Here is a 25,478-nt window from a genome sequence, read left to right on the forward strand (position 1 = left end):
CGATGGCTGGGGCATCCTCTATCTGGTGCTGACATGGGTCGGCCATTTCGGCCTGCTGGTCCCGCTGGGCTGGGGTTACTGCTGTTGCCGGCACTGGTGCTGCCATCGCGCTTTCTCTGGCCGCTGGCGGCACTGCTGGCATCACTGGGTGCCAGCGCGTTGCTGGTGGATACGGTGGTCTACGCTCAGTATCGCTTTCATGTGAACTACTTCATGGTGTCGCTGTTTTTAAACGATAAAAACGGCGAAATCTTCAGCCTTTCCTCCGAGACATGGTGTGTGGTGGTCGGTGTGGCCGCGGCGTTGCTGCTGGCGCAGGGGTGGCTGGCGCGTCGACTGATCATGGCCGGTAATCCCGAGCGTTGGCCGGTCGGGAAGATGTCCGGTGTGCTGCTGCTGGCATTGGTGGCCAGCCACCTTTTGCACATCGTGGCGGATGCCCGCTACATCCGCAGCGTCACCCAGCAGACCAGCGTTTATCCGCTGCTGTTTCCGGCCACGGCCAAGGATTTCATGGCCGGGCACGGCTGGCTGGATCCGCGCGCAGTGCGCGGGATGATGTGAGTGCCCATGAAGCCAGTGAACTCGAGTGGCCGCGTCATCCGCTGCAGTGCCATCCGCAGTCCTCTCCCAACATCATGCTGGTCATGATCGACTCCTGGCGCAGCGATGAATACGACGCCCGGACCACCCCCAATATCCATGCCGCGCTGTCGCAGAGCGGACGGCGCTATACCGAGCATTACAGCGGCGGTAACAGCACCCGCACCGGGGTCATGAGCCTGTTTTATGGGCTGACCGGCAACTACAACGCCTACATCAATAACACCCAGACGCCGCTGCTGCTGGTCACCGAGATGCAGCGTCAAAACTATGCGCTGGGGATCTTTGCCGCAGCGAGTCTGGATAGCGTGGGCTTTGATCGCACCGTCTTTTCCTCGGTGTCGCCGCTGCGCATGGGAACCCCCGGTGACACGCCTCACGAACGCGATGCCCGCATGACCAGCGACTGGCTGGCGTGGCTTGATCAACACGAGCGCACCGAGCACGACAGGCCTTGGTTTGGCATGCTGTTTTACGATGCGCCGCACGGCTACAGTGTTCCCGAGGGTGCGGACATGCCATTTCAGCCCTCGGCCAGCGAAATGAACTATCTCGAGCTCGGTCCGGATACCGATCCTGCGCTGCTGTTCAACCTGCACCGTAATGCAGTTCATTATGATGATCAGCTGATCAAGCGGGTCATTGAATGATCTGAAAGCACGCGGGGAGTGGGACAATACCGTGCTGATCGTGACCGCCGATCACGGCCAGTCCTTCAATGATTTCCACAAAAACTACTGGGGGCACAACAGCAACTTCGCCGCACCTCAGACCCATGTGCCGATGATCGTGCACGGGCCGGGCGTTGCCCCGGGGGTGGAAGATGGCATGACCAGCCATCTGGATGTGGCACCGATGCTGATGCGTCACGCGCTGGGCTGCACCAATCCTCTTTCGGACTATGCTCAGGGGGGCGATCTGCTCGATGAGCAACTGAATCATCCCTGGGTGATTGCCAGCAGCTATCTGGATTACGGCATTATCGAGTCCGACCGGATTACCGTGGTCAATGGCACCGGTCAGTGGAAGATACTCGACCGCCAACTGACGCCGCTCGACAACCCCGGGTTCTCCCCGGCGGTGTTTGAGGCCCTGCAGCAGTTTCGCCAGTTTTACGAAAAGTAGCCGGGCGGCTGATGACGAAAAACAGGCGGGCGCTTGAGGAAAAGGTGCCCCGGCAACGGCCGGGGTATCGCCCTAGTGTTCATCAGTGGTGTCATCCTGCTCACCGGCTCTAGCAGGCGCCACGTTGCGGTGAGGCCCCGAGGGAAAACGGTGAGAGCCGTAGCGAACCACCAGAATCGACAGGGCCAACAGCAGAATCGAGCCGGCGACATAGATGATGCCCATATCCGGGCGGTGGTGATGCTGAATGTCCCCGATCATCATGCGCGTCAGTGCGGTGATGGCCACATAGATCAGAAAGCGCACCGGCATATGATTGGTTCTGAAGTAGATGCCGACCATCGCCCCCAGTTCCAGATAGATAAACAACAGCAGCACATCATCGATATCCGCCTGACCATCGGCAATCATCTCGAGAAAGGCCGCCAGGGCTGCCCACGCAATCACGCCGCCGATGGCAAACAGCGCCACGAAGTGGAAGGTGCTCACCAGCAGGTTACCCAGGCGGTCGGCCTGTTGGTGCAATCGCGAGCCCAGGGGCTCTTTTGTCCTTGTCGGCATGGTCATATCCTGAAAAATAATGTGATAAACAGCGCGCGCCATTGCCGTGACGGCTGAGCAGACAGGCGTCCGGCGGTGCTTCAATGCTCAATGGTGCCTGAATGTGCCATCCTGACATCATCATGATGTGTTCATCATGTCCTGACGCACGGTGCAAGTAACGGAGAAATTTCATGACGCAGGATCGGGCGCCTCACGATCACCACGACCACGACCACGACCACGACCACCACAGCCATGGCCATGGCCATCATCACGGCCACGGCCATCACCATCACGGTACGGACAACGAGCGTCGTCTGCTCTGGGCCATGATCCTGACCGGCGGTTTCATGGTGGCCGAGGTGGCCGGCGGGCTGGTGACGGGGTCTTTGGCGCTGCTGGCAGATGCCGGCCACATGCTGACCGACAGCGCCTCACTGGCGCTGGCATGGGTGGCCGCCCGGCTGACGCATCGCCCGGCCAATGCCCGCAAGACCTACGGCTATCATCGGGTGCAGGTGCTGGCTGCCTTCGTTAACGGCGTGGCGCTGCTGGTGATCGTGGCCTGGATCCTGTTTGAAGCCGTACGACGGCTGTGGGCGCCGACCGAGGTGGCCAGTGCCGGCATGCTGGCCATCGCCGTTTTGGGACTTGTGGTCAATCTCGGTGTGTTCTGGCTGCTGCACAGCGGGGATCGCGGCAACATCAACATTCGCGGCGCGTTGCTGCACGTGCTGGGCGATCTGCTGGGCTCGGTGGCGGCCATTGTCGCGGCAGTAGTCATCATGGTGACCGGCTGGATGCCAATCGATCCGCTGCTCTCGCTGCTGGCAGCAGCGCTGATCGCCCGCAGTGCCTGGGAAATCACCACGCAATCGGCACACATTCTGCTGGAAGGGGCACCGGCCCATATCGACAGCGAGCAGCTGATTCGAGATATTCCACAGGCGCTTTCCGATATCGAAAGCGTTCACCACGTGCATATCTGGTCACTGACACCGGAACGGGTGATGATCACCCTGCATGCCGTGATCCATGACAGCGTGGATCAGGATCACGCCATTCTGGCGATCAGGGCGTATCTCAAAAAGCGCTTTGATGCCGATCACATTACGGTACAGATCGAGCGGCAGTCACACTGTCTTGAAAAGACAGGCATCGAACACGACGCCATTCATGCCCATTCATCGTGAATGCGCGCTGTCGCAGGGCAGCGTCGGGCCGCCTTGACCGTCCGCCTGGCCCGCAAGGACCTGACAGGGAGCAAGCCCATGAGTGAGATCAATACCGTACACCCATCGAAAGGGTCGCGGCCGGCGCCGGTGACGCTGGTATGGGTCGTGCTGGCCATCGCCTGGGGCGCCTTTTTGATACCACAGGCAGGCTCCGGGCTTTTGATTGGCTGGCCGCTGAACCTGGTCGCCTTTTGTCTGGCCATCGTGATCATGGTGCGCGGCCGCACGGTGGCCGGGCTTCTGGCCGCGGTGGCGTCCGTGGTGGTGTCCCCTCTGATTTATCTGCTGGGGCTTTTTTTGCTGCTGATGACCACGGCCTTTCATGATGTCGATATCGACATTCAGGAGTCGGGCCCGGTGCGTGAGTATCATGCACCGCCGCCACCGGTGGAAACACCATCGCTGCAGATGACGGCACTGTCGCCCGGGCAGCGCGAAACAGGACAAAAGGCGCCATCGTGATGGCGCCTTTTTTATTCGGTTTGCTGGTTCACTGATTCATGACGTGTCGGTTTGGAGAGGCGCGCCATTTTTCGCCGGCGGGGGAGTCGGTATTGACGCTGGTGACACGCCATCGCTCGATCTCATTCAGTGGCAGCGCGCCTGATTGAATCAGGCAATACGGGATATGGCGGCATGCCTTGAAGCGAGCATCATCACAATGGTTTAACAGCGATCAATAAAAAATAACCCTTTACTACAGGGCTATGGATTAATGCCGGTGCCAGCAACGTAATGAATCAGCAAGGTTATCGGCGCGCTACAAAAGCAGGACAATAGTCTTAACCCGATGAAGTCGTGATGGGGTACAAAAGGCGGTCATACAACTACGCCATCACCAGAGCGACCGCCTTTCATGTCCAGCGCATCCTTCATGGATCCAGCAGCACAATATCGCCGCATCGAACACCGGCTCAGATCCGAAATGGAGGAGGTGCTGTCCTCGGGAACCTTCATCAACGGGCCGAAGGTAGAAGCGCTCGAGCAGCAGCTGGCCGAGCGGGCCGGCGTGGCACAGTGTGTGAGCTGTGCCAGCGGCAGCGATGCGCTGGTACTGGCCCTGCAGGTGTTGGGGATTGGCGCCGGCGATCGGGTGCTGTGTCCGGCCTACACCTTTGCAGCCACGGTCGAGGCCATCGTGCGGGTCGGCGCACAGCCAGTGTTGATTGATATCGATCCTACCTCCTTCAACATCGATCCGCGCGCGCTTGAGGCCTGGCTTGTGACGCATGCCTCGTCCCCGGGCACAGGCAGCGTCAGGGCAGTGATTGCTGTCGATCTGTTCGGACGCCCGGCGGATTACGCCGCGCTTGGTCGCATCACCGAGCGTTTTGGTCTGCATCTGGTGGCCGATGCCGCCCAGAGCTTTGGCGGTGACTATCACGGTCGTCCGGTCGGGTCACTGGCTGACATCACGATCACTTCCTTTTATCCGTCCAAACCGCTGGGCTGCTACGGCGATGGCGGCGCCCTGTTTGTGCGGGATGCCGGCGTTGGTGAGCGACTTCGCTCGTTGCGCAATCACGGCATCAGCCCCGATCACGCCTGTCATGAAGAGATCGGCATGTGCTCGCGGCTGGATGCCCTGCAGGCCGGTGTGCTGCTGGCTCGGCTGACCGTTTTTGATGAGGAGCTCACCCGACGTGATGAGATCGCCCGGGCCTACCGGGAAGGGCTTGGGACACTGCTGGTCACCCCTGACGTGCCCGCGGGCTGTCGCTCGGCCTGGGCGCAGTACACGGTGCGCCTGCCGGACATTCCGGAGGAGGACAACGTGGCACTTGAGACGCGTCGCAATGCGCTCGTGGCCGCAATTCGCGAGCAGGGCGTTCCGGTGCGCTGCTATTACTCCCCGGCGCTGCATCGCCATCCGCCCTATCGGTCGATGATGCATGACGGGCTGATTCGAACCGACCGGGTGGCCGCTGCAGCCTTCAGTCTGCCCATGCATCCCTATCTGAAAGACCATCATGTCGAGCAGGTCTGTCAGGTCGTCAGGGATGCCTGTCATGAACGCTAGTGCTCCGGAGGTGCTTCGCGTGGCCGTGGCCGGTGCCGGGCGCATGGGGGCCAGGCACATACGTACCTTCAACGCGCTGGCAGGGGTAGAGGTCAGCGTCATCTATGATCCTCGTCCGGCCAGCGAATGTGACCTGTCAGATGTCATGCAGGGACGCTGTACCCAGAGTTATCAAGCCTTTCTCGAGCAGGCGCGTCGGGCGGACATGGCCGTGATAGCCGGCCCCACGGCCACGCACTTTGGCGTCACCCGGGACCTCATTGGCTGTGGTCTGTCGTGTCTGGTGGAAAAGCCCATGACCGTGCGACCCCGGGAATGTCTTATGCTGGGCGACCTGGCCCGGGCACACGGTACCGGGCTTTATTGTGCCCATATCGAGCGCTTTAACTCAGCACTGCAGGCCACGGCGGGGCTGTTGCGCAATCACCCCTGGGAAGAGGTGAACATCACCCGGCACAATCCCGACAGCGCGCGACTTTCCGGAGATTCCATCGTGACGGATCTGATGATTCACGATCTGGATATCGTGCAGCATGTCATGGGCCTGACATTTGATGCCCTGCTGGATGTCGAGAGCGGCGCCGACGGTCTGGACCTTTCAGCAGGAGAGGGCGCCGATCATGTGGCGGTGCGCCTGCAAACCGATGCAGGCTATCCGGTGACGCTGAGCACCGGACGATTGCCGGATAGCCGTCAGCGTGCCATCCATGCCCGAAGCGCAAAGGGCAGTCTGTATGTAGATTTGCTTAATGGCGGTCATGACCTTCAGTTTGCGACGCCGGATCTTCCCGCGGCCCCTGAAGACAGTAACGACAGTAACGACAGTGACGCCCTGACCCGTCAGGCACAGGCGATGGTGTGCAGTGTCATGGACGGGCAGTCGCACGGGCTGGCCAGTGCCGAGCAATCCTGGCAGACCCTGACACTTTGTCAGCTGATCGAACAGCGCCTGCGGCTAGCCTCATGAGCGGATCTTCACCGGCACCAGGGGGATAGGCGCTCGTGACGGGATGGTGCTAAAGTCATGAAGACGCGCCGCCGGGCGGCCGATCACACGGGAAGGTAAACATGAAACGCATGATGCTTTTAATGGTGGCAATGCTGTTGTCTGCCGCGGTACTCGGCGGCTGTAATACCATGCACGGGGCAGGCGAAGACATCTCTGACGGTGGACAGGCCATCCAGAACGCCGCTGATTGAGGTGTTCTGAATTCCCGGCATGACGAGGCTCGCAGCCATTTGGCTGCGGGCCTCGTTGCGTTTTCTGGCGGTGTGCCTACATGGCGTGCTTGATGCCCTTGTTGACCAGCAGCCAGTTGGCCGGATACGAGGTTAAAAATCCGACCAGCATGGCGATTTGCATCATGAACCAGAATTCGGGCGTGGCAGCATCCATTCGACCGTCCAGAAGCAGCGGCGTGGCGATCAGCATCCACAGATACATGCCAATTTGAAAGGCGATCAGCGACAGCGTATCGGCCTTGATGGCATCCATCAATGCGCGCCGTGGCGAGCGCTCGCCCATTTCGCGTATGGGCAGATACTGAAACAGGATGCCGAAGGCGTACGCCGCCAGAAAGGCGAGCAAAAAGTGCCCCGCCATGTGTGAGCCGAAAAAAGTAAAGCCAAGCACCGTGGCCAGCGGTGCCGCAACGATATCGCCCAGCGTGCACCCGCCGCCACAGTGGGTGGCCGACACAAATACGCCCTGCCATTTGGGCTTGTCATCGTGATGGTGGTGGCTGCCATCATGGCTGTCATGAGACTCTGATGTCTCATGGCCCGTGGGGCTTTCATGGCCCACATAGGCAGGCGCCGCTCGCCCCATTTTATGATAGACCCACCAGCCCAGCACCGGCATATAAAGCCCCGTGATCGGCCAGGTCACATTCATGACCGCCATGTGCTGAGGGCGACGACGCACGTCGACTGCGATCAACGCGCAGGTGGCCATTCCCAGCATTAAAAACATCCACGACCAGAAGGTCATCATTGGCACTCTCCCTGTAGCCTTCCATTTGAAATGGTCTGGACACAAGGGTTTAGTGCAGGCGAGCCGATCGGGCAAGCCCTGGGGTAGGGGCAAGGATGCCTGTTGAGAACGGTTGAAGGTGTTGGGGGCGTCACATGAAGATGGCATGAACAGCGGTTTTTACAAATGATCGAATCAGATATGGTATTAGCTGATCTGAAAAAGACGTGTTGGCATCGCCGAAAGGAAAATGCAGCTGACAAGCGCTCCGGTTGGTATGCTTTCGGGAATTATGAATGGAGCCAAGCGTGACGACCCCCCTGACTACTCCCGTGTTTTCAAAACCCCGTGTGGCACATCTTGTCAGTCTCAAGAATCTGGGAGGTGTAGAGCGTTCCTTTGCACGTTTTTATACGCACCATGTTCCATCCCTGGATCACCATGTGTTGCTGCAGACTGACGGCATCCATCCCCTTTTGAAACCAGACCTTGCTGCCTTTAAGTCACGTATACATGGCATCAAGGGGCCTGCGAGTTTAAAAATTCCACGCCTTGCCAGACCGCTGCGTCATGCATGGCAAAGACGTGTACTTGAGCAGCAATCCATTGATGCCATTCTCGTCTGGAACAAGATTTCAAACCATCCCATGGTTTTTCCGAATGATATGCGAGTGGTCCATTACGAGCATGGTACCGCCTGGCTTGCCAAGGATTCCCCTTCTGCTCGCGCCTATCTTGGCCGTATTGATGGCGTTGTCTGCAACTCGTTTGCTGCGCTGCGGCTGCTACAGATTAAATGGGGGGGTCAGCAAGGATATTCCTTATCGCGTGCTGCCTAACACAATCACTCTGCCAGAGGTGCGCGCTCAGCATCCAGAGGGACGTTTCCGGCTCGGTTTTGCAGAGCGGCTAACGGCTCTCAAGGCGCCCATTGTGGCGCTTGAAAGTTTTGCCGAGTTGAAAAGGAGCTGTCCGCAGGCAGAGTTCTGGATCGCGGGGCAGGGGCCAATGCGCCCGGTTCTGGAGTCGCTGGTAGCGCGTTGGGGGCTTCAGGAGAGTGTCACCTTTTGTGGGCTGCTCGATGACATGTCGGATTTCTATGCGTCCCTGGAGCTTTTATCTGCCCTTCATGGCGCGAGCCTTTCGGTAATGTCGTGCAGGAGGCACTGGCTCATGGTGTCCCCGTGGTTGGTGGCGCGGTTGATGGCATTGCAGAGCAGATCGTCACCGGTGAAAACGGTACGCTTTTGACGCCTTCACGAAACCGTCATGCACTGGCCCAATATGGCGAGATCTGCACGCAGGGCCCCAGAGAAGTCTATTCACCACTGGAAGACAATATCGTTGAAGCCGGCATTCTGGAGCCAGCAGAGGTTGCGGCCTGCCTTGTCCAATGGGCAGAAACCCCGGCCTTGAGAAGACAGCTCGGCCAGCAGGCACGAGTACGCGTTCAGCGCGACTTCGATCTTGACTGGTACGGTGAGCGACTGGATGACTTCATGCAGGGCATCGTACACGGACCGACATCGTAGACTTTATTGCGTGGTGCTCACCTGCCGCTGCGCCCGAAGGATATCCACGGTGTAAAGGGCAAGGCCGGCCCAGATGCAGGCAAACGTTACCAGGCTGGCCTGATTGAAGGGTTCGCCGAAGAGAAATACACCGGTGAGCAGGTGCAGGGTGGGGGTGAAGTACTGGAGCAGCCCCAGCGTGCCGAGCTTGAGCCGTCGTGCGCTCATGGTAAAGAGCACCAGCGGCAGCACGGTGATCAGTCCACAGCCCATTAATAGTGCGTCGGTGCGCAGGTTGTCCTGTAAAAAGACGGCCTCCTGCTGCCAGTACAGCCCGCCGAGCCAGAGCAGGGCAAACGGCAACAGCAGCATGGTCTCGATATAAAGCCCGGTGATGCTGTCCACGCTGATGTGCTTTCGTATCGCGCCATAAAAACCGAAGCTGCCGGCCAGAATCAGCGATACCCAGGGCACCCGACCAAAACCCACCACCATTATCAGCACACCGCCGGCGGCCAGCAGGATGGCGGCCACCTGCAGCGGGCGCAGGCGCTCGCGAAAAAAAATCAGCCCCAGCACCACGTTGAGCAGCGGGTTGATGTAGTAGCCAAGGCTTGCCTGCAGCACGTGATGGCTCGATACCGCCCAGATGAACACGCCCCAGTTGCAGCTGATCAGAAGCGCCGAGGCCATGAGCGCCAGCAGCAGATGGCGCTGGCGCAGGACAGCCATCACCTTTTCTTGGCGACGGCTGATCAGTACAAATAGCGTGAGCAGCACGGCGGCCCAAACCATGCGCTGGGTCAGGATCTCCCAGGGCGTCACTGCCGGGCCGATCAGATGAAAATAGATCGGCATTACGCCCCACATCGAAAAACAGCCGAGCGCGGCCAGAAGTCCTGTACTCCGTTCACGCGTGTCCGTCATCGCCCTGGCCCTCGGATAAAGGACAGCATCATACCCGTGATGATGACGCCGGGCACGAGCCGCGCTTGACTTGTTTTTGATATGTCCATAATTTTGGACATATGGACAACATAACGGTAATCGAGATCTTTTCTGCGCTGGCCCAGGGCACCCGACTGGACGCCTTTCGTTTGCTGGTACAGCACGCGCCCGAGGGGCTGGCGGCCGGTGAGCTGGCCCGCCGTCTTGATGTGCCGCACAACACGCTGTCGGCGCATCTGGCCGTGCTGTCACGCGCAGGCCTTGTCGTCTCACAGCGTCAGAGCCGCTCGATCATCTACCGCGCAAGCCTTGAGCGGATGCAGGCGACGCTGGGCTTTCTGGTGCACGACTGCTGCGCCGGGCGACCTGAACTCTGTGCGCCGCTGCTTGAGGCGCTTCAACCCGAATGCCACTTTCGTGAAGAGGGCACATCATGACGTGCGTGATTTATCACAACCCCGCCTGCGGCACCTCGCGTAACGTGCTTGAAATGCTGCGCCAGTCCGGCGAGACGCCGGAGATCATCGAATATCTGGATATCCCGCCGACACGGGCACGACTGGTCGAACTGCTGGCCGCGATGGCCATCACGCCGCGCGCATTGCTGCGCGGCAAGGAGCCGATGTGCGCCGAGCTGGGGCTTGAAGACGACACGATCGATGATGAGGTGCTGATTGACGCCATGGTGGCCCATCCGATCCTGATTAACCGTCCGATCGTGGTGACCGATCGCGGCACACGCCTGTGTCGGCCCTCCGAGCTGGTGCTGGCGCTGCTGGACAACCCGGTGACCGAATTCACCAAGGAAGATGGTGAGGTCATCAGACCGGGAGCGTCCGACGCATGAGTGACACGCTGCCCCATATCGACGCAGAACAGCTTCATCCCATTGATGTCGAGGCGTTGATCGGCCCGAATGATCCGCGCCATGCGCCGCGTATTCTGGTGCTGTATGGCTCGCTGCGTGAGCGTTCCTATTCCCGGCTGGTGGCAGAAGAAGCCGGCAGGCTGTTGCGCTGGCTTGGCTGTGAGGTCAGAACCTTCAACCCTTCCGGGCTGCCGCTGCCCGATGACGCCGAGGCCGATCACCCGAAGGTCGCCGAGCTGCGCGAACTGGCGCAGTGGTCGGAGGGCATGGTGTGGGTCAGTCCCGAGCGCCATGGGGCGATGACCGGCATCATGAAAACCCAGATCGACTGGATTCCACTCTCGCTGGGTGGCGTGCGCCCGACCCAGGGCAAGACGCTGGCGGTGATGGAGGTCTCCGGTGGCAGCCAGAGCTTTAATGCAGTCAACCAGATGCGGATTCTGGGGCGCTGGATGCGCATGCTAACCCTTCCCAATCAGTCCTCGGTGCCGAAGGCCTTTAACGAGTTCGACGAAGACGGGCGTATGCACGCTTCCCCGCTTTATCAGCGTATTGTCGATGTCTGCGAGGAGCTGGTGAAGTTCACCTGGCTGACGCGCGGCCGCGTCGGGTATCTGGTGGACCGCTACTCCGAGCGCGTCGAAAGCGCCGAAGCAGTGTCGAAACGCGTCAATCAGCGCACTCATCAAGCCGACTGACCGGGTAACGATCGCATGCTGGCACTCATCATCTTTGTGGTGACCCTGACGCTGGTCATCTGGCAGCCGCGCGGGCTGGGCATCGGCTGGAGCGCACTGGGCGGTGCGTCGGTCGCGCTCGCTACCGGCGTGGTGGGGTTTGGCGATGTCGCCATTGTCTGGGACATCGTGTGGGACGCGACCTTCACCTTTGTAGCGCTGATCATCATCTCGCTGATTCTCGATGAAGCGGGCTTTTTCAGCTGGGCGGCGCTGCATATCGCCCGCTGGGGCAATGGGCGCGGGCCGTGGCTGTTCATGCTGATCGTGATGCTGGGCGCGGTGATTGCGGCCCTTTTTGCCAACGATGGCGCGGCCCTTCTGCTCACGCCCATCGTGCTGGCGATTCTAATGCGCCTTGAGTTCAGCGCCCGCGCGGCGCTGGCCTTTATCATCGCCACCGGCTTTGTGGCCGATACCACAAGCCTGCCGCTGGTGATCTCGAATCTGGTCAATATCGTCACCGCCAACTACTTCGATATCGGTTTTGGTGAATACGCCATGGTCATGGTGCCGGTCAATCTGGTGTCGCTGGCGGCCACGCTGGCCGTGCTGTGGTGCTACTGTCGCCGGGAAATTCCGCGCCATTACGATCGCAGCCGGCTGGAAGCGCCGGTCAGTGCGATTGTGGATGTTCGGGTCTTTCGCGCCGCTTTCCCGTTGCTGGCTGTGCTGCTGGCTGCGCTTTTTATCACCGCACACTGGCAGGTGCCCTTTACCTTCATCATGGGAACGGCGGCGCTGGTGCTGCTGGCGATTGCCGGGCGCTGGGGGCGGCGTGAAAAACCGGTGATCTCGCTGACCCGGGTGATCAAACATGCGCCCTGGCAAATCGTGCTGTTCTCGGTCGGCATGTATCTGGTGGTCTATGGGCTGGGCAATGCCGGGCTGACCGATCACGCGGCCGACATGCTGACCCGGCTGGTCGGGCAGGGCACCCTTGCCGCCACGCTGGGCACCGGGCTGGGACTTGCGGTACTGGCCTCGATCGTCAATAACCTGCCGTCCACCCTGATCGGGGCGCTGGCGATCGATCAGGCCCATGTGCCCGAGCTCACCCGACAGCTGATGGCCTATGCCAGCGTCATCGGCAACGATCTGGGCCCCAAGTTCACCCCGATTGGCAGTCTGGCAACGCTATTGTGGCTGCATGTGCTGGCCGGCAAGGGACACCGGATTGGCTGGGGGCAGTACATGAAGGTAGGGCTTGTGATCACGCCGCCAGTGCTGCTGGCCACGCTGATCGCCCTGGCGTTCTGGGGACCGCTGGCCATTCGGATGAGTGGATAGCACAGGAGCGCGTTGAGCGGGAGATGAGGGACCAGCCTTAAGGGGCATATCAGACAGAGCTCAAGAAGACGGCGCTGTCTGCCGATGCTGCCTTTAATAATGATTCGGGCAGCAGACGCCACATGCGCCCGCCTGACTGCCTGCGGCAGGAGCCCCTCATGTTCCGATATACCCCTTCTTCCCGGCAGGTGCCGCTGGTTGAAGCCATTCATCGCGCCATGGCCGTGATCGAGTTCGATCCACAGGGCACGGTGCTGTGTGCCAACCCGGCCTTTTTCGAGGCGACCGGCTACAGCGCCGAGACGCTTGCGGGGCAGCATCACAGCGTGCTGTGTCCCCGCGAGCATGTTGAAAGCGACGAGTACGCCACCTTCTGGTCGCGCCTGCGTCAGGGCGAGTTCATCAGCGGTCGCTGCAAGAGGCTGCGCCGGGATGGCGAGCCTCTGTGGCTGGAAGCCACCTACAACCCGATCCGTGACCGGCGCGGGCAGGTGGTGCGCGTGATCAAGATCGCCACCGACATTACCCCGCAGGTTCGCGAAGAACAGGAGATGGGCAGCCGCCTCAAGGCCATTGATCGCTCGATGGCGGTCATCGAATTCACGCCGGACGGCCATATTCTCACCGCCAACCAGAATTTCCTGCACACGGTCGGGTATCGGCTCGAGGAGATCGAGGGCAGGCATCATCGTATCTTCTGCTGCAAAACGATGTCGGCCAGCCCCGAGTATCGCGCGTTCTGGGCCCAGCTCAACGCCGGAGAGTTCATGTCCGGTCAGTTCAAGCGCTTTGACAAGCAGGGCCGCACTTTATGGCTTGAGGCCACCTACAACCCGATTTTTGATGACGAGGGTCGTCTCTACAAGGTCATCAAGTTTGCCAGCAACATCACCGACCGGGTCGAGCGTGAAACCGAGAGCCTGCGCATGGCCTGTCGCATCTCGGCCGATACAGAAAATACCGCTGATGATGGCAGCCGCATCATCGATGAGACCGTGCGCGAGATTCGAAGCATTGCCGACCGGGTAGAAGCCACCTCCAGACTGCTGGGGGAGTTGACCACGCAGGCCGCCGGGATTACGGCCATCGTCGAGACCATCCAGTCGATTGCCTCCCAGACCAACCTGTTGTCCCTGAACGCTGCTATTGAAGCCGCGCGCGCCGGTGAACACGGCCGGGGATTCTCGGTGGTCGCCCATGAGGTGCGAGCGCTGGCCCGCCGAACGGCCGAGGCCACCAGTGACATTTCCGGCACGATCGATCATCTGCAAAAACTCTCCCATAGCGCCAGTGCCAGCATGCACACCTGTCGGGAAAGCGTTGAAAAGGGCGTTGGCATGGCCGGCAATGCCGGTGAGGCGATCATTCGCATCAGCGCCTGCACCAACGACATGGTCACGGCCGTGCGCAACATGGCCTCATCCACGGATCTGAGCGAAGACCCCTGTGCGCCGGAGCAGAAGCCCTGTACGTCGGCCGTGACGGCCTGAATCGGTCCCTGTCATAACGTTATCAGCAATGCTGATTTAGCCCGTAAAGATTGAAGGGTTATATTGAAAACCGTTTTGATAGCGATCTGACATGAGGCCGACGTGAATTTTCAGCAACTGCGAATCGTGCGGGAAGTGGTGCGCCGTCAGTTCAATCTGACCGAAGCCTCCAATGCGCTGTTCACGTCCCAGTCCGGCGCCAGCAAGCACATTCGTGATCTGGAAGACGAGCTGGGCGTGGTGCTTTTCGAGCGTCGCGGCAAGCGTCTGCTGGGGCTGACGCCGGCCGGGACCACGCTTTTCGAAACCGTCGAGCGCATCCTGCTCGACAGCGAAAACCTGAAACGTCTGGCCCAGCAGTGGGTGCATGAGGATCAGGGCCGTCTGCGCATTGCCACCACCCATACCCAGGCCCGCTATGTGCTGCCGCGCATCATTGCGCGCTTTCGACGCGACTTTCCGCGGGTACATCTGGAGCTTCAGCAGTGCGGGCCTGGCGAAATCGTCTCGCTTTTACGGGCCGGCAAGGTCGACATCGGCATGGCCACGGAAGCCCTTGGCGAGGCACACGGCGAGCTGGTGACCTTTCCCTTTCATCAATGGCAGCACGGGCTCGTGGTGCCCGAGGATCACCCGCTGCGAGATGTCGATACCCTGACTTTGCAAGAGATCGCCCGCTACCCGATCGTGACCTACCACGAAGGGTTTACCGGTCGTTCGCGCATCGATCAGGCCTTTGCAAGCGCAGGCGTGACCCCGGATGTGGTGATGTCGGCACTTGATGCTGACGTGATCAAGACCTACGTCGAGCTGGGGCTGGGCATCGGCATCATCGCCTCCGTGGCCTTTGATGCCGGGCGCGATGTCGGTCTTGCGATGCTTGAGCAGGACCATCTCTTTCCACGCAATACCACTCTGATTGCGCTACGCCGCGGGCACGTGCTGCGCAATTTTGCCTACCGCTTTCTGGAGTGCTGCTCGCCCGAATTAAACGGTGAAACCGTACAGGCTGCCCTGAGCCGCCCCTGATCGGGGCTGAAAAGCTTTTCAACAATCGTGATTTCAGCGCGCGCGTCTCGGGGCAGACTCAAGGCGCGCGTCCACTCTCACGACACGACACGGCCCCGATTTTAAAAGGGAGATGAGCATGCCGCTGACCAGCGTGGTGGCGTACTTCAACCGGCATCTTGAGTCGTTCAGTCCGGCCTCTCGCCTGCGCCATGAGGCCGGCATTCACTATGACCCGCAGCAGGGCGAGCGGGCCCTGTCCGCGCATCTCGATCATCTGGTTCTGGTCCCTGACCTGCGCGCGATCACAACGCTTGCCGGCAATATTATCGGCTGGGAGGGCGCGCTGAGCATTCATGACAGGCACGCGCGTCCGGTGCGCCGAGAGGCGCTCTATCGTCACGTTCGGGACGACGAGGACATCGTGTTCATCGACCGTTTCCTGCGCGTGCTGCATGCCCTGCATTATCTGCACTGTCTGGCCACGCCGCCGCTTGATGTCGTGCCCGACCAGGCTCGCTGGCAGCTGATGCTCGATGTGCACTGGCGTCATCTGCGCGCTGTTCATGAGGCGCACGGCGAGGTCTTTGAGGCGCTGCTGCAGCGCCTGGGGCTTTCAACCGGTCAGGTCGTGCTGCGCCTGCAGGCCTCGACGTTGATCGATGATGCTCATGCCCACGCGGCGGCTCGAAGCTTCGCCGCCCGGGGCTACACCCTGCTGGTGGATCACCTGAGCATTGAGGCACCATGCTGGGCGCTGATGAATGCCCTGGGCGTGCACTGGGTCTCGCCGGAGGTCAACGCGTGGCGGACCCGTGAACCGGCCCGGTGGGTGCATCATGATCAATGGATCAGCGAGGCACACCGCCATGGCCTGAAGGTGCTGCTGCGGCGCGCTCCTGAAGGGCGAGAGGGGCTGATAACCCGTGCCGATGCCCTGCTGGAGGCCCCACCGGAAGAGACGCTGACCGCCACCGCACTGCCAGGGCAGGCACCGGGCGGTTAGAACGGGCGATTAAAACCGCCGAACTTCGCCTGTCTTTAGTACTGACTTTAGTGCTGCCCGCAAGGCACTAAAGTCGTAGCTCAAACACCTCCCCGGGGCGTCTGAGCTGCGACAGGTTCATGGTGAAAGGCACGTCATGTTGAACGGCACGTCATGATGAAAGGCACGTTATGGAAAAAAGCATGTCACGGCTGCGCTGCTGAGGCGGCGGTTGATGTCTGTTGCTCGGGGGCCTGCCATACGGCACTGGCAACATCGACATCACGGGGAATCAGCCCCTGCGCTCGGAAGGTATCCGCCACCTGCTGCTGGCGGCGCACGACATCGTCGCTCATGGGACTGATGCCATAGTGGTTGCGCTCGAGCCAGCGTGACACCACGGCTTCGGGAAGGCCCAGCTGGCCCGACAGCAGCTGCGCCATATCGCTTTTGTGCGTGTTGGCCCACGCCCCGGTTTCAGCCACCGTATCCCGCAGCAGGGCAAGGGTCTGCGGGTGCTGCTCGGCAAATGGGCGTGAGGCCTCGTAAAAGGAATTGGTAGGTTCAAGGCCGTGATAGTCCGCCAGCCGTCGTACATCATCCTGAGATTCGATGGCGGCAAGATATGGGTCCCAGATGGCCCAGGCATCCACGCTGCCGGTCGCGAAGGCCGCCCGCGCATCGGCCGGCGGCAGCCACACCGGCTGAATGTCGCTCAGGCTCAGCCCGGCGCGCTCAAGGGTCTTCACCAGCAGATAGTGGGCACTCGATCCCTTTTGAAGGGCCACCTTGCGCCCCTTGAGCGCGGCCACGTCGTGCAGGTCTGAATCGGCCGGGGTAATGACGGCCTCGGTTTCCTCGGCGTTGGGCTCGGCCCCGACATAGACCAGATCGGCCCCGGCGGCCTGGGCAAACACGGCCGGGGGTGCCCCGGTCTGGCCGACATCAATGCTGCCGGCGTTGAGTGCTTCGAGCAGCTGCGGTCCGGCGGCAAACTCGTGCCAGCGCACCGTGATGCCTTCCGGTGCGAGCCGCTTTTCCAGCGTCTTTTGCGCCTTGAGCACGGTCAAAAGCCCCGAGCCCTTCTGATAGCCAATGCTCAGCGTGTCTTCCTGTTGTCCGGCAGCGCCGGCGCTCAGGGGCACGGTGGCGACGGCCAGCGCCAGCGCCGTACGGGCCAGTCGTGTTCTCAATGGTGGTGTCGCCTGTCTCATGAAGGCCGCTCCTGATTGGCAATGGTTTCCCCGACGGGGCCGGTGTTGACGCGAGTGCTTGTGACGGGCACCTCGTGATCGAGCGGCAGGTGCGGCAGCACCAGCTCCCCGAAGCGCCAGGCTTCCTCCAGATGCGGATAGCCCGAGAAAATGAAGGTGTCGATGCCGATGGCCATGTATTCCTTGATGCGCTCGATGACGGTCTCGGCGCTGCCCACCAGCGCTGTCCCGGCCCCGCCACGCACCAGCCCGACGCCGGCCCACAGGTTGGGGCTGATTTCGAGGCGATCACGCTTGCCACCGTGCAGCGCACGCATGCGGGATTGTCCGACCGAATCCATGCGGGCAAAGACCTTCTGCGCGGCGGCAATCGTGTCGTCGTCGAGATGTTCGATCAGCATGTCGGCCGCCGCCCAGGCCTCGTCATCGGTTTCCCGCACAATCACGTGCAATCGAATGCCAAAGGTGACCTCGCGGCCGGCCCTGTGCGCTGCCTCGCGCACGGTGGCGACCTTTTCGGCCACCTGCGCCGGCGGCTCGCCCCAGGTCAGATACTTGTCGATGGTGTGCGCCGCCACCTCGATGGCAGAAGACGAGGACCCGCCAAAATAGAGCGGCGGATGTGGTGACTGCACCGGATGAAAGAGCAGTTTCCCGTCCTCGATACGCAGGTGTTTGCCCTCGTGGCGGACGGTTTCACCGCGCAACAGGTCCTGATAGACCTTCAGGAATTCGTGGGTGACCTCATAGCGCTCGGCGTGATCGAGAAAGACCCCGTCGCCGTGGTTTTCGACCGGGTCGCCGCCGGTGACCACGTTGATTAAAAGCCGCCCGTGAGAGATGCGGTCCAGCGTCGCCGTCATGCGCGCGGCCACCGCCGGTGACTGAAGTCCGGGGCGCACCGCGACCAGAAAACGCAGGCGCTGCGTCAGCGGGGCCAGTGCCGAGGCGATGACCCAGGAATCCTCGCAGCTGCGCCCGGTCGGCAGCAGCACGCCGTAGTAGCCCAATTGATCGGCGCTCTGGGCGATCTGTTTGAGGTAGTCGATATCGACCCGGCGCCCGCCCTTTGAGGTGCCCAGATAGTGGCCATCGCCATGGGTGGGCAGAAACCAGAGCACCTTCGCGTGGCGGGCGCCGTGATCGGTGGTAAAGCGAACCGGGGCATCAACCGTGGTTTGCGTCATGTCACGCTCTCCCTTCAATGGATGTGGCGGCGGGGGTAGAAGCAGGAAATACAGTGGCGTCGTGCTCGTTTCGACCGAGCACGTGCTGCAGGACGGTGGTCTCGATGGCCCCCACATCAGGACTGGCGTGTCGGCGCGGGCGAGGAAGGTCGATACGTTGATCGAGCTCGATGCGCCCCGAGGACAGCACGATGACCCGGTCGCCCAGCTGCACGGCTTCGGCGACGTCGTGGGTTACCAGCACCATGGTGAACCCGTGTTCTCGCCATAGACGCTCGATCAGCTGTTGCATCTCGATACGGGTCAGGGCGTCCAGCGCGCCCAGTGGTTCATCGAGCAGCAGAAGTCTGGGCTGATGGATCAGGGCGCGAGCCAGCGCAACGCGCTGTTTTTGTCCGCCGGAAAGCTGCGCCGGCCACTTGTCGGCGTGTTCCAGCAGGCCCACCTCGGCCAGTGCATCGCGGGCCCGGGCCTTCCAGTCGCCGACAAGCCCCAGCCCGATGTTGTTGATCACGCTTTTCCAGGGCAGCAGGCGGTCATCCTGAAACATCAGGCGGGTCTGCTCGGCCAGAGGGTGTCCGTTGGTGTCGATCCTTCCCGCGTTGTGCGTCTCAAGGCCTGCGATAAGGCGCAGCAGCGTGCTCTTGCCGCAGCCGCTGCGCCCGACAATCGAGACGATCTGACCGGCGGAGATGTCCAGGTCGATATGGTTCAACACCTGATGCGCACCGAAGGTTTTGGTAATTCCTTCAAGCGAGAGGCCCAGGCCGCCCGTCGGGTGAGCACGGCGGGCGTTCGTTGTGGCCGTGCGCGGTGAGGCCACGTCATACAGTGATGCAACGTTGGTTGGCGTGCTCATGTGACAGCTCCTTTTGAGTAGGCGGGGTGCCAGCGCAGCCAGCGGCGCTCCAGAAGACGGGCGGTTTCATCGGCCAGCTTGCCAAGGGCGGCGTAAAGCAGAATCGAAAGCACCACCACATCGGTCTGCATGAATTCACGGGCATTCATGGCGAGATAGCCGATACCGTCGCTGGCCGAGATGGTTTCCGAGACGATCAGGGTCAGCCACATCAGTCCCAGCGAGTAGCGCAGGCCCACCAGAATCGAGGGCATGGCGCCGGGCAGAATCACATGGGCGAATAGCGGCCAGCCGGTCAGGCCGTAGCTGCGCGCCATCTCCATGAGGTTGCGATCGATACCGCGGATACCGTGAAAGGTGTTGAGATAGATGGGAAAGGCGGTGCCCAGCACCACCAGAAAGATCCGGGCGGTCTCGTCGATGCCGAACCAGAGGATGACCAGCGGAATCAGCGCCAGATGCGGGATGTTGCGCGCCATTTGAATCGTTGAATCCAGCAGGGTTTCGCCCCAGCGCGACAGCCCGCTGATCATCCCGAGCACCAGCCCGATGCCGCCACCAATGATCAGTCCCGTGATGGCACGACGAAAGCTGATCCCCAGATGATGTAGAAGCTCACCGCTGCGGCTCAGCTGCCAGGCGGCCTCAACAACGGCGCCCGGGGCCGGCATGACCCGGTTTGAAAGCCAGCCGGTGCTGGATGAAAGCTGCCAGCCCGCCACGATCAGCAATGGCAAAAGCCACGGCAGAAATCGCTGCAGGGCCTGGGTCCGCCAGTGTGTCATGTCGCCTCCCCGAAAATGGTCGTGTCGGAAGAGACGCTATCGAGCCGGAACCAGACCTTGAAATGGTTTAAACCGCAATGCTTATGAAGCTAGGGTGAATAACCTTTTCGCATCATCCGGAAAAGGGCGCTCGGGGCCGGTGACAGGCGCTTCAGCAGCGTTGAGCCGCCAGGATTTAATAGCTCAAAAAGCGATAAGCAATCCGTTATTATATATTTTCAGGTAATTAAAACCCTCGGTACGCTTGAGCCAACAACATCCTCACGCGTTATGAAGGGAACCTGACATGCCCCATTTATTCTCCATTTCACGGCGTCGCGGGTTGACGCTCGCGCTGGCCTCGACGCTTCTGTCGGGCTCGATGGCGGCGCACGCCGAGAGCATCCGCCTGCTCAACGTCTCCTATGACCCTACCCGCGAGCTTTACAGCGACTACAACCAGGCCTTCAGCCAGTGGTATGAAAAGCAGACCGGGGATCAGGTCAGCGTTCAGCAAAGCCACGGCGGCTCGGGGCGTCAGGCCCGCTCGGTGATCGAGGGCAATCCGGCCGATATCGTGACCCTGGCGCTGGCGGCAGACATCGATGCCATTGCCGACAGGAGCAACCTTCTGCCCACCGACTGGCAGAAGGCGTTTGCCGATGACAGCACGCCCTACACCTCCTCGATCGTCTTTCTGGTGCGCAAGGGCAATCCAAAGAACATTCATGACTGGGATGATCTGGTTCGTGACGGGGTCGAGGTGATCTCGCCCAATCCCAAGACCTCGGGCGGGGCACGCTGGAACTATCTGGCCGCCTGGACCTGGGCACTCAAGCATGAACTGGGCGATCTGAAGCGACTGCATGATCCGGCCTACGCGCAAGAGGTGGCGAAGGCGCAGCAGGCGGCTGAGCAGTACGTCAAAACGCTTTATCAGCACGTGCCGGTGCTGGATACCGGGGCGCGCGGTGCCACCAACACCTTCATCCAGCGCGGGCTGGGCGATGTGCTGCTGGCCTGGGAAAACGAGGCGCTGCTGGCCGTCAACGAACTGGGGCAGGGGGACTACGAGATCATCGCGCCATCGGTGAGTATTCTGACCCAGCCGCCGGTCGCGGTGGTGGAAGACAACGTGAAGAAAAAGGGCTCGGCCGCCGAGAAGGCCGCTCACGCCTATCTGGAACACCTCTATTCACCAGAAGGCCAGCAGCTGGTGGCGCGTCACTACTACCGGCCAATCAACGATGATGGTGTGGACCCGAAACTGCTTGAGCAGTTTCCGACCATGGATCTCTACAACATCAACGATGTCTTTGGCGGCTGGAGCAAGGCGCAGAAGACGCACTTTGCCAATGGCGGCGTCTTTGACCGCATCACGGCGCCGGGGCCGTAACACGGGGTAGTAAAAAAGTCCCATGGATGACATCAAAACCGGGCCTTTTGCCCGGTTTTTTTGAAGGTGCTCCAATGTTTGAAAGTGCCCTCTAAAGAGGACAACGTGCCGGTCGAAAAAAGACCTCAGCCTGCCTGCGCCAGCGAGAAGACCGGCTTCTCGCGGTGCGGCAGGGGCTCGAGTCGGCGCGCTTCCAGCAGATGCGTTATCGTCTCCACGGCCTGCGCCATGCGCTGGCGAATCTCCGGCCCCGGCACGTGATGGCCGCTCGGGCACCTGCCGAGATGGCCCGGACCTGCATAGATGCCCGGCAGTTGATGGGTGGTGCCCATGGCAGAGAGTACGGGTTTCAAGGCATAGTCGAGCATTAGGAGGTGCTGATCCCCACCGCCGGTGGCCAGGGTCTGCACCGTGCAGTGCTCGAGTCCGCGCTGGGGAATGAGATCCAGCAACAGTTTCAGCGCCCCGGAAAAGGACGCCTGATACACCGGCGTGGCGACAATCACGGCATTGGCCCGGGCCAGTGTGGCCTGAAAGGCCCGGATGATCGGGTGGGCGTGGTCGGCATTGACCAGTGCCTGAAGCGGAAAGTTATCCGGGGAAAATCGCCGGGTTTCGATGCCGCGCCGATGCAGCTGGCTCTCCATGAAGGCCAGCAGCGCCGTGGATCGGGATTCTACGTTGGTGCTGCCTGCCAGAGTCACTACGTTCATGATCGCTCCTTGCCCTTGGGGAATACCTCATTGTGTCGCGACGACCAGAGCCTCTGGAAATAACGATCCACGAAAAGCAAATCATGCCGGGACTACGCCATGGTGGCGCCGATTAAAGCGTTGTGATGCCCCCCTGTTTTCTGGAGACCGACGTGCCCAGCATTGATATTGCCCTCAATCTCAGCGCCGAACAGTGCCGTGCCCACTACGCCGGCGCCGCCAACAGCATTCGCACGCGTACGCTGGATGGTCGTAGCGTCGAACTGCCCTCAAGGGTGCTCCATCACATCATCGGTCGTGACGGTGTACACGGCACCTATCGCGTGATCTTTGACGATCGGGGACGGTTTGTGTCGATTTTTCAGCTCTGACAGCGGTACTGCCGTGATCAAAGCGTGAAAGACAAATTTTCGAGCATATAAAGCCTCTGACAGCGCCGCCGATATCACACCACCGGCGTCATGGCCTGTCATGGCGCGATCCTGCTCGTGAGATGCATATGCCATCACTTTCACGCTTTAACCTTTCATATCGTGGTCTTGTCTTCACCTCGCTGCTGATGTTGCCAACCGTGGTGCTGGCCGGCAGTGGACAGGTGCAGGTTTCGATGAGCGTAAGGGCCGGCTGCCTGATCCAGACGCCATCCAATCAGGCTCCAGACCTTGGGTATCTATGTAGTCCCAATGCTGGAGATTTCCGGCTGAGTCTGGATAACGGGCGTCACGCTGATGGCATTCAGCGCCATTTATCCGATGGGCAATCACGTGTCCCCTATCAACTGCAGGTGGCTCTTGACAACGGGAAATGGCTCACAGCGAACCATGCGCTTTCCATTCATCTGCCGGAAAATGCCCCCCAGCTGATCCTCCAGGCCTTGAGTCTGCCGGCATCACCGCTTGAGAGAGATCTGTCATACCGTGATACGGTGCTGGCAACGTTTGAGTATTAATTTTCCGAATGCAAATTCGAATTTTCTATTTTTTCGAATGCTGCAGTCGATTATTACCAATCAAGTAACTAATTTCTCCATTGAGTAACATATGTTATTTGATTAATATTTTTGCATGTTCTTGTTTAGCCTAAGGTGGGTCTTGTCATGCAAAAATCTTATCGGCTCAGTACCGTCATGGGTGCTCTCCTTCTCTTTACTACCCTGTCCGCCCGGGCGGAAGTCTCCGGGCAGATCGATGCCACGCTCACTGTAGAACCGGGATGTCTCATTGATAACGGTAATGTGCCTGACGGCGGCTCGGGTTACGACTTCGGAACGCTGGATTTCGGCACCGTTTCCACCATCTGGACCAACCCCTTGCAGGCGACATTGAGCGCATCAGGTGACGCCGGTCAGCTTTCCGTCACTTGTAGCCCCGGTGTGGATACCTTCACGGTAGCCATTGACGGTGGCACCAATAGTGATGCCGCCACACGCAACCTTGCTTCTGACGGCACTACCGTAGCCTATGAGATATTCCGCGATAGCGGTCAGAGTATCCCTTACGAGATTAATCAGCCTGAGTCCTTTGATGTGGCCACTGGCGGTGAGTCCATTGAAGTGCCGGTCTATGGTCTGGTAGCCCCCAATCCGGATACACCGGTCGCAGCAGGCACCTATACCGATACGCTGACCCTGACCTTCAATTTCTAGGCATTATCCGGCTTGCCCGGGAGACTTGCGCTCCCATGCAGGGCAGATGATGGGGGGCAGGCACATGTATCGAGCATCTAGGCTCATGGGAACGTGTCTGGTGGGGCTGTATTTAATGGGTTGGTCTGTACCGAAATGTTATGCGGCGCAGGAGAGCTTCGAAGTCAGCGCTACCGTCACGCCAGGCTGTCTGGTGCAGGGCGGTAGCGCTCAGGGTAGTAGATGGGGTGTGCTGGATTTTGGCACCCATAGTGCCTTGAGCAGTGCTGTGGTAACCACGGCACTGACGCCTTCAGAGACCATCCGATTGCAGTGCACCCGAGGGCTTTCTTTATCAATGTCGGTCAATCAGGGCCAGCACTACGGCGGTGGGGCGCGACAGCTACAAAGTACCGGCGGGGCAGCAGTGCCTTACCGCCTTTATAGCACCAGCGCCATGGATAACGAGCTGCTGCCGGGGCAGGCCGTTTCATTAACGGCACCAGATGATGGTGTCGATGTACAGCTACCCATCTACGGGCGGCTGCAGTTGAGCCCCGAGGACCCACCAGGCAGCTATACCGATCAGCTGATCGTGACCCTGTCCTGGTAGTCAACGAGGAGAGATCCCATGCGCAAGATTCTACTCCGTTTTTTGACCACGATAGTGCTGTCGACGCTTTTGCTGCCAGTGCCAGCCGTTCTGGCGGCCAGTTCGATTCTGATCTGGCCCATCAATCCGACCCTGAGTTCTCAGGAGCGTGCCCGCCCGCTGTGGCTTGAAAATCAGGCCAATGTGCCCGCTACCCTTCAGATTCGCATTTTGCGCTGGCAGCAGGTACAGCAGCGCAACGACTATCAGCCTCAGGATGACATCCTGCCCAGCCCGCCGGTAGTGACCATCGCACCCGGCAAGCGCCAGCTGGTGCGCCTGACTCTGACCGGCGCTGCGCCGACGTCGGGGGAGCAGGCCTATCGCATTCTGGTCGACGAGATTCCCGATGCCCGGCAGCAGGCCCGGGAGGCGTCAGACTCGCGCGTACAGTTTCGCATGCGCTACTCGGTGCCGCTCTTTGTGACGTCAAGCGAGGTGCCAGAGCAGAGTGCACACATTGCCGAAGCGCTGCGCTGGAGCGTCATTACGGAAAACGGTCAGCGCTATCTGCGCGTGCATAACCCGGGTAGCGCTCATGCTCGATTGGCCCGTGTGCAGATGGATGGCACTACGGTTGCTGAAGGGCTGCTGGGCTATGTATTGGCCGGGACGACTAAACAATGGCCGCTCCCGAACAACATGAATGCCGGGCGGAGTTTGACTGCTACCGTCAATGGTGCCGACCCTGTCAAGCTGCACTACGCAGGGTCGTAATGTATTCGGCGACCATG

Annotated in this window: 29 protein-coding genes and 1 pseudogene; 22 read left to right on the plus strand and 8 right to left on the minus strand. The window is 60.5% G+C overall.

Annotated features, from left to right (window positions below):
- Positions 1-33 precede the first annotated feature (33 nt).
- Genes KSP9073_RS17765 through KSP9073_RS17865 form a run of 3 tightly spaced genes read left to right on the plus strand, consistent with a single transcriptional unit; the run spans position 34 to position 1,728 of the window.
- Positions 34-564, plus strand: a complete 531-nt coding sequence (locus KSP9073_RS17765; protein ID WP_279310042.1) for a DUF3413 domain-containing protein — start codon at positions 34-36, stop codon at positions 562-564.
- Complete coding sequence (locus KSP9073_RS17860) at positions 561-1,253, plus strand: sulfatase-like hydrolase/transferase (RefSeq protein ID WP_279310043.1); 693 nt, start codon at positions 561-563, stop codon at positions 1,251-1,253. Before KSP9073_RS17765 ends, KSP9073_RS17860 begins: the two co-directional genes overlap by 4 nt.
- Positions 1,246-1,728 carry a sulfatase-like hydrolase/transferase gene (locus KSP9073_RS17865; RefSeq protein WP_279310044.1) on the plus strand — a complete coding sequence of 161 codons (483 nt, stop codon included), beginning with the start codon at positions 1,246-1,248 and terminating at the stop codon, positions 1,726-1,728. Before KSP9073_RS17860 ends, KSP9073_RS17865 begins: the two co-directional genes overlap by 8 nt.
- Before the next feature lie 72 nt (positions 1,729-1,800).
- Here KSP9073_RS17865 and KSP9073_RS04415 read toward each other — a convergent pair whose 3' ends face one another.
- Positions 1,801-2,289 carry a phosphate-starvation-inducible protein PsiE gene (locus KSP9073_RS04415; RefSeq protein ID WP_108842042.1) on the minus strand — a complete coding sequence of 163 codons (489 nt, stop codon included), beginning with the start codon at positions 2,287-2,289 and terminating at the stop codon, positions 1,801-1,803.
- A 173-nt stretch (positions 2,290-2,462) separates the two neighbouring features.
- On the opposite strand from KSP9073_RS04415, the gene KSP9073_RS04420 reads away from it, so the two are divergent.
- From KSP9073_RS04420 to KSP9073_RS04440, 5 genes are all read left to right on the plus strand, one after another.
- Positions 2,463-3,464 carry a cation diffusion facilitator family transporter gene (locus tag KSP9073_RS04420; RefSeq protein ID WP_108841692.1) on the plus strand — a complete coding sequence of 334 codons (1,002 nt, stop codon included), beginning with the start codon at positions 2,463-2,465 and terminating at the stop codon, positions 3,462-3,464.
- Between the two features lie 78 nt (positions 3,465-3,542).
- On the plus strand, positions 3,543-3,968 hold the full coding sequence (locus tag KSP9073_RS04425) for a hypothetical protein (protein WP_133240985.1): 426 nt from the start codon (positions 3,543-3,545) through the stop codon (positions 3,966-3,968).
- A gap of 394 nt (positions 3,969-4,362) precedes the next feature.
- A complete protein-coding gene (locus KSP9073_RS04430; RefSeq protein WP_108841694.1) occupies positions 4,363-5,526 on the plus strand; it encodes a DegT/DnrJ/EryC1/StrS family aminotransferase in 1,164 nt (387 codons plus the stop codon).
- A complete protein-coding gene (locus KSP9073_RS04435) occupies positions 5,516-6,493 on the plus strand; it encodes a Gfo/Idh/MocA family protein (protein WP_165814150.1) in 978 nt (325 codons plus the stop codon). Before KSP9073_RS04430 ends, KSP9073_RS04435 begins: the two co-directional genes overlap by 11 nt.
- A 122-nt stretch (positions 6,494-6,615) precedes the next feature.
- Positions 6,616-6,726, plus strand: a complete 111-nt coding sequence (locus KSP9073_RS04440; RefSeq protein ID WP_407656580.1) for an entericidin A/B family lipoprotein — start codon at positions 6,616-6,618, stop codon at positions 6,724-6,726.
- A gap of 76 nt (positions 6,727-6,802) precedes the next feature.
- Here KSP9073_RS04440 and KSP9073_RS04445 read toward each other — a convergent pair whose 3' ends face one another.
- Complete coding sequence (locus KSP9073_RS04445) at positions 6,803-7,519, minus strand: DUF4396 domain-containing protein (protein ID WP_108841696.1); 717 nt, start codon at positions 7,517-7,519, stop codon at positions 6,803-6,805.
- 726 nt (positions 7,520-8,245) lie between these two features.
- Between KSP9073_RS04445 and KSP9073_RS17775 the strand changes: the two are divergent.
- Positions 8,246-8,911: pseudogene (locus KSP9073_RS17775) on the plus strand (glycosyltransferase family 4 protein); the annotation flags it as partial.
- Positions 8,912-9,033: 122 nt separating this feature from the next.
- Here the strand turns inward: KSP9073_RS17775 and rarD are convergent.
- Positions 9,034-9,936, minus strand: a complete 903-nt coding sequence (gene rarD, locus KSP9073_RS04460) for an EamA family transporter RarD (RefSeq protein WP_108841699.1) — start codon at positions 9,934-9,936, stop codon at positions 9,034-9,036.
- 101 nt (positions 9,937-10,037) lie between these two features.
- Here rarD and KSP9073_RS04465 point away from each other — a divergent pair, with 101 nt between their 5' ends.
- The 7 genes from KSP9073_RS04465 to KSP9073_RS04495 all read left to right on the plus strand — a co-directional run bounded on the left by KSP9073_RS04465 (position 10,038) and on the right by KSP9073_RS04495 (position 16,356).
- A complete protein-coding gene (locus KSP9073_RS04465) occupies positions 10,038-10,394 on the plus strand; it encodes an ArsR/SmtB family transcription factor (protein ID WP_108841700.1) in 357 nt (118 codons plus the stop codon).
- Positions 10,391-10,804: an arsenate reductase (glutaredoxin) gene (gene arsC / locus KSP9073_RS04470; protein ID WP_108841701.1), complete on the plus strand. Its 414-nt coding sequence runs from the start codon at positions 10,391-10,393 to the stop codon at positions 10,802-10,804. The genes KSP9073_RS04465 and arsC overlap by 4 nt, the downstream gene beginning before the upstream one ends.
- Positions 10,801-11,523 (plus strand): arsenical resistance protein ArsH, encoded by a 723-nt coding sequence (arsH, locus tag KSP9073_RS04475; protein WP_108841702.1) that lies wholly within the window; start codon positions 10,801-10,803, stop codon positions 11,521-11,523. The genes arsC and arsH overlap by 4 nt, the downstream gene beginning before the upstream one ends.
- Before the next feature lie 15 nt (positions 11,524-11,538).
- Positions 11,539-12,852: an arsenic transporter gene (locus KSP9073_RS04480; RefSeq protein ID WP_108841703.1), complete on the plus strand. Its 1,314-nt coding sequence runs from the start codon at positions 11,539-11,541 to the stop codon at positions 12,850-12,852.
- Positions 12,853-13,010: 158 nt separating this feature from the next.
- Positions 13,011-14,342, plus strand: a complete 1,332-nt coding sequence (locus KSP9073_RS17870; protein ID WP_108841704.1) for a methyl-accepting chemotaxis protein — start codon at positions 13,011-13,013, stop codon at positions 14,340-14,342.
- Between the two features lie 102 nt (positions 14,343-14,444).
- On the plus strand, positions 14,445-15,371 hold the full coding sequence (locus tag KSP9073_RS04490; RefSeq protein ID WP_108841705.1) for a CysB family HTH-type transcriptional regulator: 927 nt from the start codon (positions 14,445-14,447) through the stop codon (positions 15,369-15,371).
- A gap of 118 nt (positions 15,372-15,489) precedes the next feature.
- Entirely contained in the window at positions 15,490-16,356 is an 867-nt protein-coding gene (locus KSP9073_RS04495) for a hypothetical protein (protein WP_108841706.1), read from the plus strand.
- A gap of 185 nt (positions 16,357-16,541) precedes the next feature.
- Here the strand turns inward: KSP9073_RS04495 and KSP9073_RS04500 are convergent, their stop codons facing one another.
- The 4 genes from KSP9073_RS04500 to ssuC are packed head-to-tail and all read right to left on the minus strand — an operon-like array spanning position 16,542 to position 20,380.
- On the minus strand, positions 16,542-17,549 hold the full coding sequence (locus KSP9073_RS04500; RefSeq protein WP_108841707.1) for an aliphatic sulfonate ABC transporter substrate-binding protein: 1,008 nt from the start codon (positions 17,547-17,549) through the stop codon (positions 16,542-16,544).
- The gene (gene ssuD / locus KSP9073_RS04505; protein WP_108841708.1) at positions 17,546-18,736 is read right to left on the minus strand and encodes an FMNH2-dependent alkanesulfonate monooxygenase; all 1,191 of its coding nucleotides are present in this window, start codon (positions 18,734-18,736) and stop codon (positions 17,546-17,548) included. Before ssuD ends, KSP9073_RS04500 begins: the two co-directional genes overlap by 4 nt.
- 1 nt (position 18,737) lies before the next feature.
- Positions 18,738-19,595, minus strand: coding sequence for an ATP-binding cassette domain-containing protein (locus KSP9073_RS04510; protein ID WP_108841709.1), 858 nt, complete (start codon positions 19,593-19,595; stop codon positions 18,738-18,740).
- Entirely contained in the window at positions 19,592-20,380 is a 789-nt protein-coding gene (gene ssuC, locus KSP9073_RS04515; RefSeq protein WP_108841710.1) for an aliphatic sulfonate ABC transporter permease SsuC, read from the minus strand. The genes KSP9073_RS04510 and ssuC overlap by 4 nt, the downstream gene beginning before the upstream one ends.
- Positions 20,381-20,666: 286 nt before the next feature.
- Here ssuC and KSP9073_RS04520 point away from each other — a divergent pair, with 286 nt between their 5' ends.
- On the plus strand, positions 20,667-21,755 hold the full coding sequence (locus tag KSP9073_RS04520) for a sulfate ABC transporter substrate-binding protein (RefSeq protein ID WP_108841711.1): 1,089 nt from the start codon (positions 20,667-20,669) through the stop codon (positions 21,753-21,755).
- A gap of 125 nt (positions 21,756-21,880) precedes the next feature.
- On the opposite strand, the gene ssuE is transcribed toward KSP9073_RS04520, so the two are convergent.
- Positions 21,881-22,468, minus strand: a complete 588-nt coding sequence (gene ssuE, locus KSP9073_RS04525) for an NADPH-dependent FMN reductase (protein ID WP_108841712.1) — start codon at positions 22,466-22,468, stop codon at positions 21,881-21,883.
- A gap of 152 nt (positions 22,469-22,620) precedes the next feature.
- On the opposite strand from ssuE, the gene KSP9073_RS04530 reads away from it, so the two are divergent.
- The 5 genes from KSP9073_RS04530 to KSP9073_RS04550 all read left to right on the plus strand — a co-directional run bounded on the left by KSP9073_RS04530 (position 22,621) and on the right by KSP9073_RS04550 (position 25,461).
- The gene (locus tag KSP9073_RS04530) at positions 22,621-22,839 is read left to right on the plus strand and encodes a DUF2835 family protein (RefSeq protein WP_108842043.1); all 219 of its coding nucleotides are present in this window, start codon (positions 22,621-22,623) and stop codon (positions 22,837-22,839) included.
- A gap of 128 nt (positions 22,840-22,967) precedes the next feature.
- Positions 22,968-23,417 carry a hypothetical protein gene (locus tag KSP9073_RS04535; RefSeq protein ID WP_133240986.1) on the plus strand — a complete coding sequence of 150 codons (450 nt, stop codon included), beginning with the start codon at positions 22,968-22,970 and terminating at the stop codon, positions 23,415-23,417.
- A gap of 147 nt (positions 23,418-23,564) precedes the next feature.
- The gene (locus KSP9073_RS04540; RefSeq protein WP_108841714.1) at positions 23,565-24,113 is read left to right on the plus strand and encodes a Csu type fimbrial protein; all 549 of its coding nucleotides are present in this window, start codon (positions 23,565-23,567) and stop codon (positions 24,111-24,113) included.
- A 115-nt stretch (positions 24,114-24,228) separates the two neighbouring features.
- The gene (locus KSP9073_RS04545; protein ID WP_165814154.1) at positions 24,229-24,705 is read left to right on the plus strand and encodes a Csu type fimbrial protein; all 477 of its coding nucleotides are present in this window, start codon (positions 24,229-24,231) and stop codon (positions 24,703-24,705) included.
- 18 nt (positions 24,706-24,723) lie between these two features.
- Positions 24,724-25,461, plus strand: coding sequence for a fimbrial biogenesis chaperone (locus KSP9073_RS04550; protein WP_108842044.1), 738 nt, complete (start codon positions 24,724-24,726; stop codon positions 25,459-25,461).
- Positions 25,462-25,478 lie beyond the last annotated feature (17 nt).

Source organism: Kushneria phyllosphaerae, assembly GCF_900312995.1.
Lineage (GTDB): Bacteria > Pseudomonadota > Gammaproteobacteria > Pseudomonadales > Halomonadaceae > Kushneria > Kushneria phyllosphaerae.

What these genes read in the sequence shown, in the direction of transcription:
- KSP9073_RS04545 (WP_165814154.1), top strand. Translation starts at nt 24,229, where the DNA reads ATGGGTTGGTCTGTACCGAAATGTTATGCGGCGCAGGAGAGCTTCGAA.
- KSP9073_RS04520 (WP_108841711.1), top strand. Translation starts at nt 20,667, where the DNA reads ATGCCCCATTTATTCTCCATTTCACGGCGTCGCGGGTTGACGCTCGCG.
- arsC (WP_108841701.1), top strand. Translation starts at nt 10,391, where the DNA reads ATGACGTGCGTGATTTATCACAACCCCGCCTGCGGCACCTCGCGTAAC.
- KSP9073_RS04465 (WP_108841700.1), top strand. Translation starts at nt 10,038, where the DNA reads ATGGACAACATAACGGTAATCGAGATCTTTTCTGCGCTGGCCCAGGGC.
- KSP9073_RS04440 (WP_407656580.1), top strand. Translation starts at nt 6,616, where the DNA reads ATGGTGGCAATGCTGTTGTCTGCCGCGGTACTCGGCGGCTGTAATACC.
- KSP9073_RS04425 (WP_133240985.1), top strand. Translation starts at nt 3,543, where the DNA reads ATGAGTGAGATCAATACCGTACACCCATCGAAAGGGTCGCGGCCGGCG.
- KSP9073_RS04540 (WP_108841714.1), top strand. Translation starts at nt 23,565, where the DNA reads ATGCAAAAATCTTATCGGCTCAGTACCGTCATGGGTGCTCTCCTTCTC.
- ssuD (WP_108841708.1), bottom strand. Translation starts at nt 18,736, where the DNA reads ATGACGCAAACCACGGTTGATGCCCCGGTTCGCTTTACCACCGATCAC.
- KSP9073_RS04480 (WP_108841703.1), top strand. Translation starts at nt 11,539, where the DNA reads ATGCTGGCACTCATCATCTTTGTGGTGACCCTGACGCTGGTCATCTGG.
- KSP9073_RS04415 (WP_108842042.1), bottom strand. Translation starts at nt 2,289, where the DNA reads ATGCCGACAAGGACAAAAGAGCCCCTGGGCTCGCGATTGCACCAACAG.
- KSP9073_RS04430 (WP_108841694.1), top strand. Translation starts at nt 4,363, where the DNA reads ATGTCCAGCGCATCCTTCATGGATCCAGCAGCACAATATCGCCGCATC.
- KSP9073_RS04550 (WP_108842044.1), top strand. Translation starts at nt 24,724, where the DNA reads ATGCGCAAGATTCTACTCCGTTTTTTGACCACGATAGTGCTGTCGACG.
- ssuE (WP_108841712.1), bottom strand. Translation starts at nt 22,468, where the DNA reads ATGAACGTAGTGACTCTGGCAGGCAGCACCAACGTAGAATCCCGATCC.
- KSP9073_RS04500 (WP_108841707.1), bottom strand. Translation starts at nt 17,549, where the DNA reads ATGAGACAGGCGACACCACCATTGAGAACACGACTGGCCCGTACGGCG.
- rarD (WP_108841699.1), bottom strand. Translation starts at nt 9,936, where the DNA reads ATGACGGACACGCGTGAACGGAGTACAGGACTTCTGGCCGCGCTCGGC.
- KSP9073_RS04445 (WP_108841696.1), bottom strand. Translation starts at nt 7,519, where the DNA reads ATGATGACCTTCTGGTCGTGGATGTTTTTAATGCTGGGAATGGCCACC.
- KSP9073_RS04495 (WP_108841706.1), top strand. Translation starts at nt 15,490, where the DNA reads ATGCCGCTGACCAGCGTGGTGGCGTACTTCAACCGGCATCTTGAGTCG.
- KSP9073_RS17870 (WP_108841704.1), top strand. Translation starts at nt 13,011, where the DNA reads ATGTTCCGATATACCCCTTCTTCCCGGCAGGTGCCGCTGGTTGAAGCC.
- KSP9073_RS04510 (WP_108841709.1), bottom strand. Translation starts at nt 19,595, where the DNA reads ATGAGCACGCCAACCAACGTTGCATCACTGTATGACGTGGCCTCACCG.
- KSP9073_RS04535 (WP_133240986.1), top strand. Translation starts at nt 22,968, where the DNA reads ATGCCATCACTTTCACGCTTTAACCTTTCATATCGTGGTCTTGTCTTC.
- ssuC (WP_108841710.1), bottom strand. Translation starts at nt 20,380, where the DNA reads ATGACACACTGGCGGACCCAGGCCCTGCAGCGATTTCTGCCGTGGCTT.
- KSP9073_RS04435 (WP_165814150.1), top strand. Translation starts at nt 5,516, where the DNA reads ATGAACGCTAGTGCTCCGGAGGTGCTTCGCGTGGCCGTGGCCGGTGCC.
- arsH (WP_108841702.1), top strand. Translation starts at nt 10,801, where the DNA reads ATGAGTGACACGCTGCCCCATATCGACGCAGAACAGCTTCATCCCATT.
- KSP9073_RS17765 (WP_279310042.1), top strand. Translation starts at nt 34, where the DNA reads ATGGGTCGGCCATTTCGGCCTGCTGGTCCCGCTGGGCTGGGGTTACTG.
- KSP9073_RS04420 (WP_108841692.1), top strand. Translation starts at nt 2,463, where the DNA reads ATGACGCAGGATCGGGCGCCTCACGATCACCACGACCACGACCACGAC.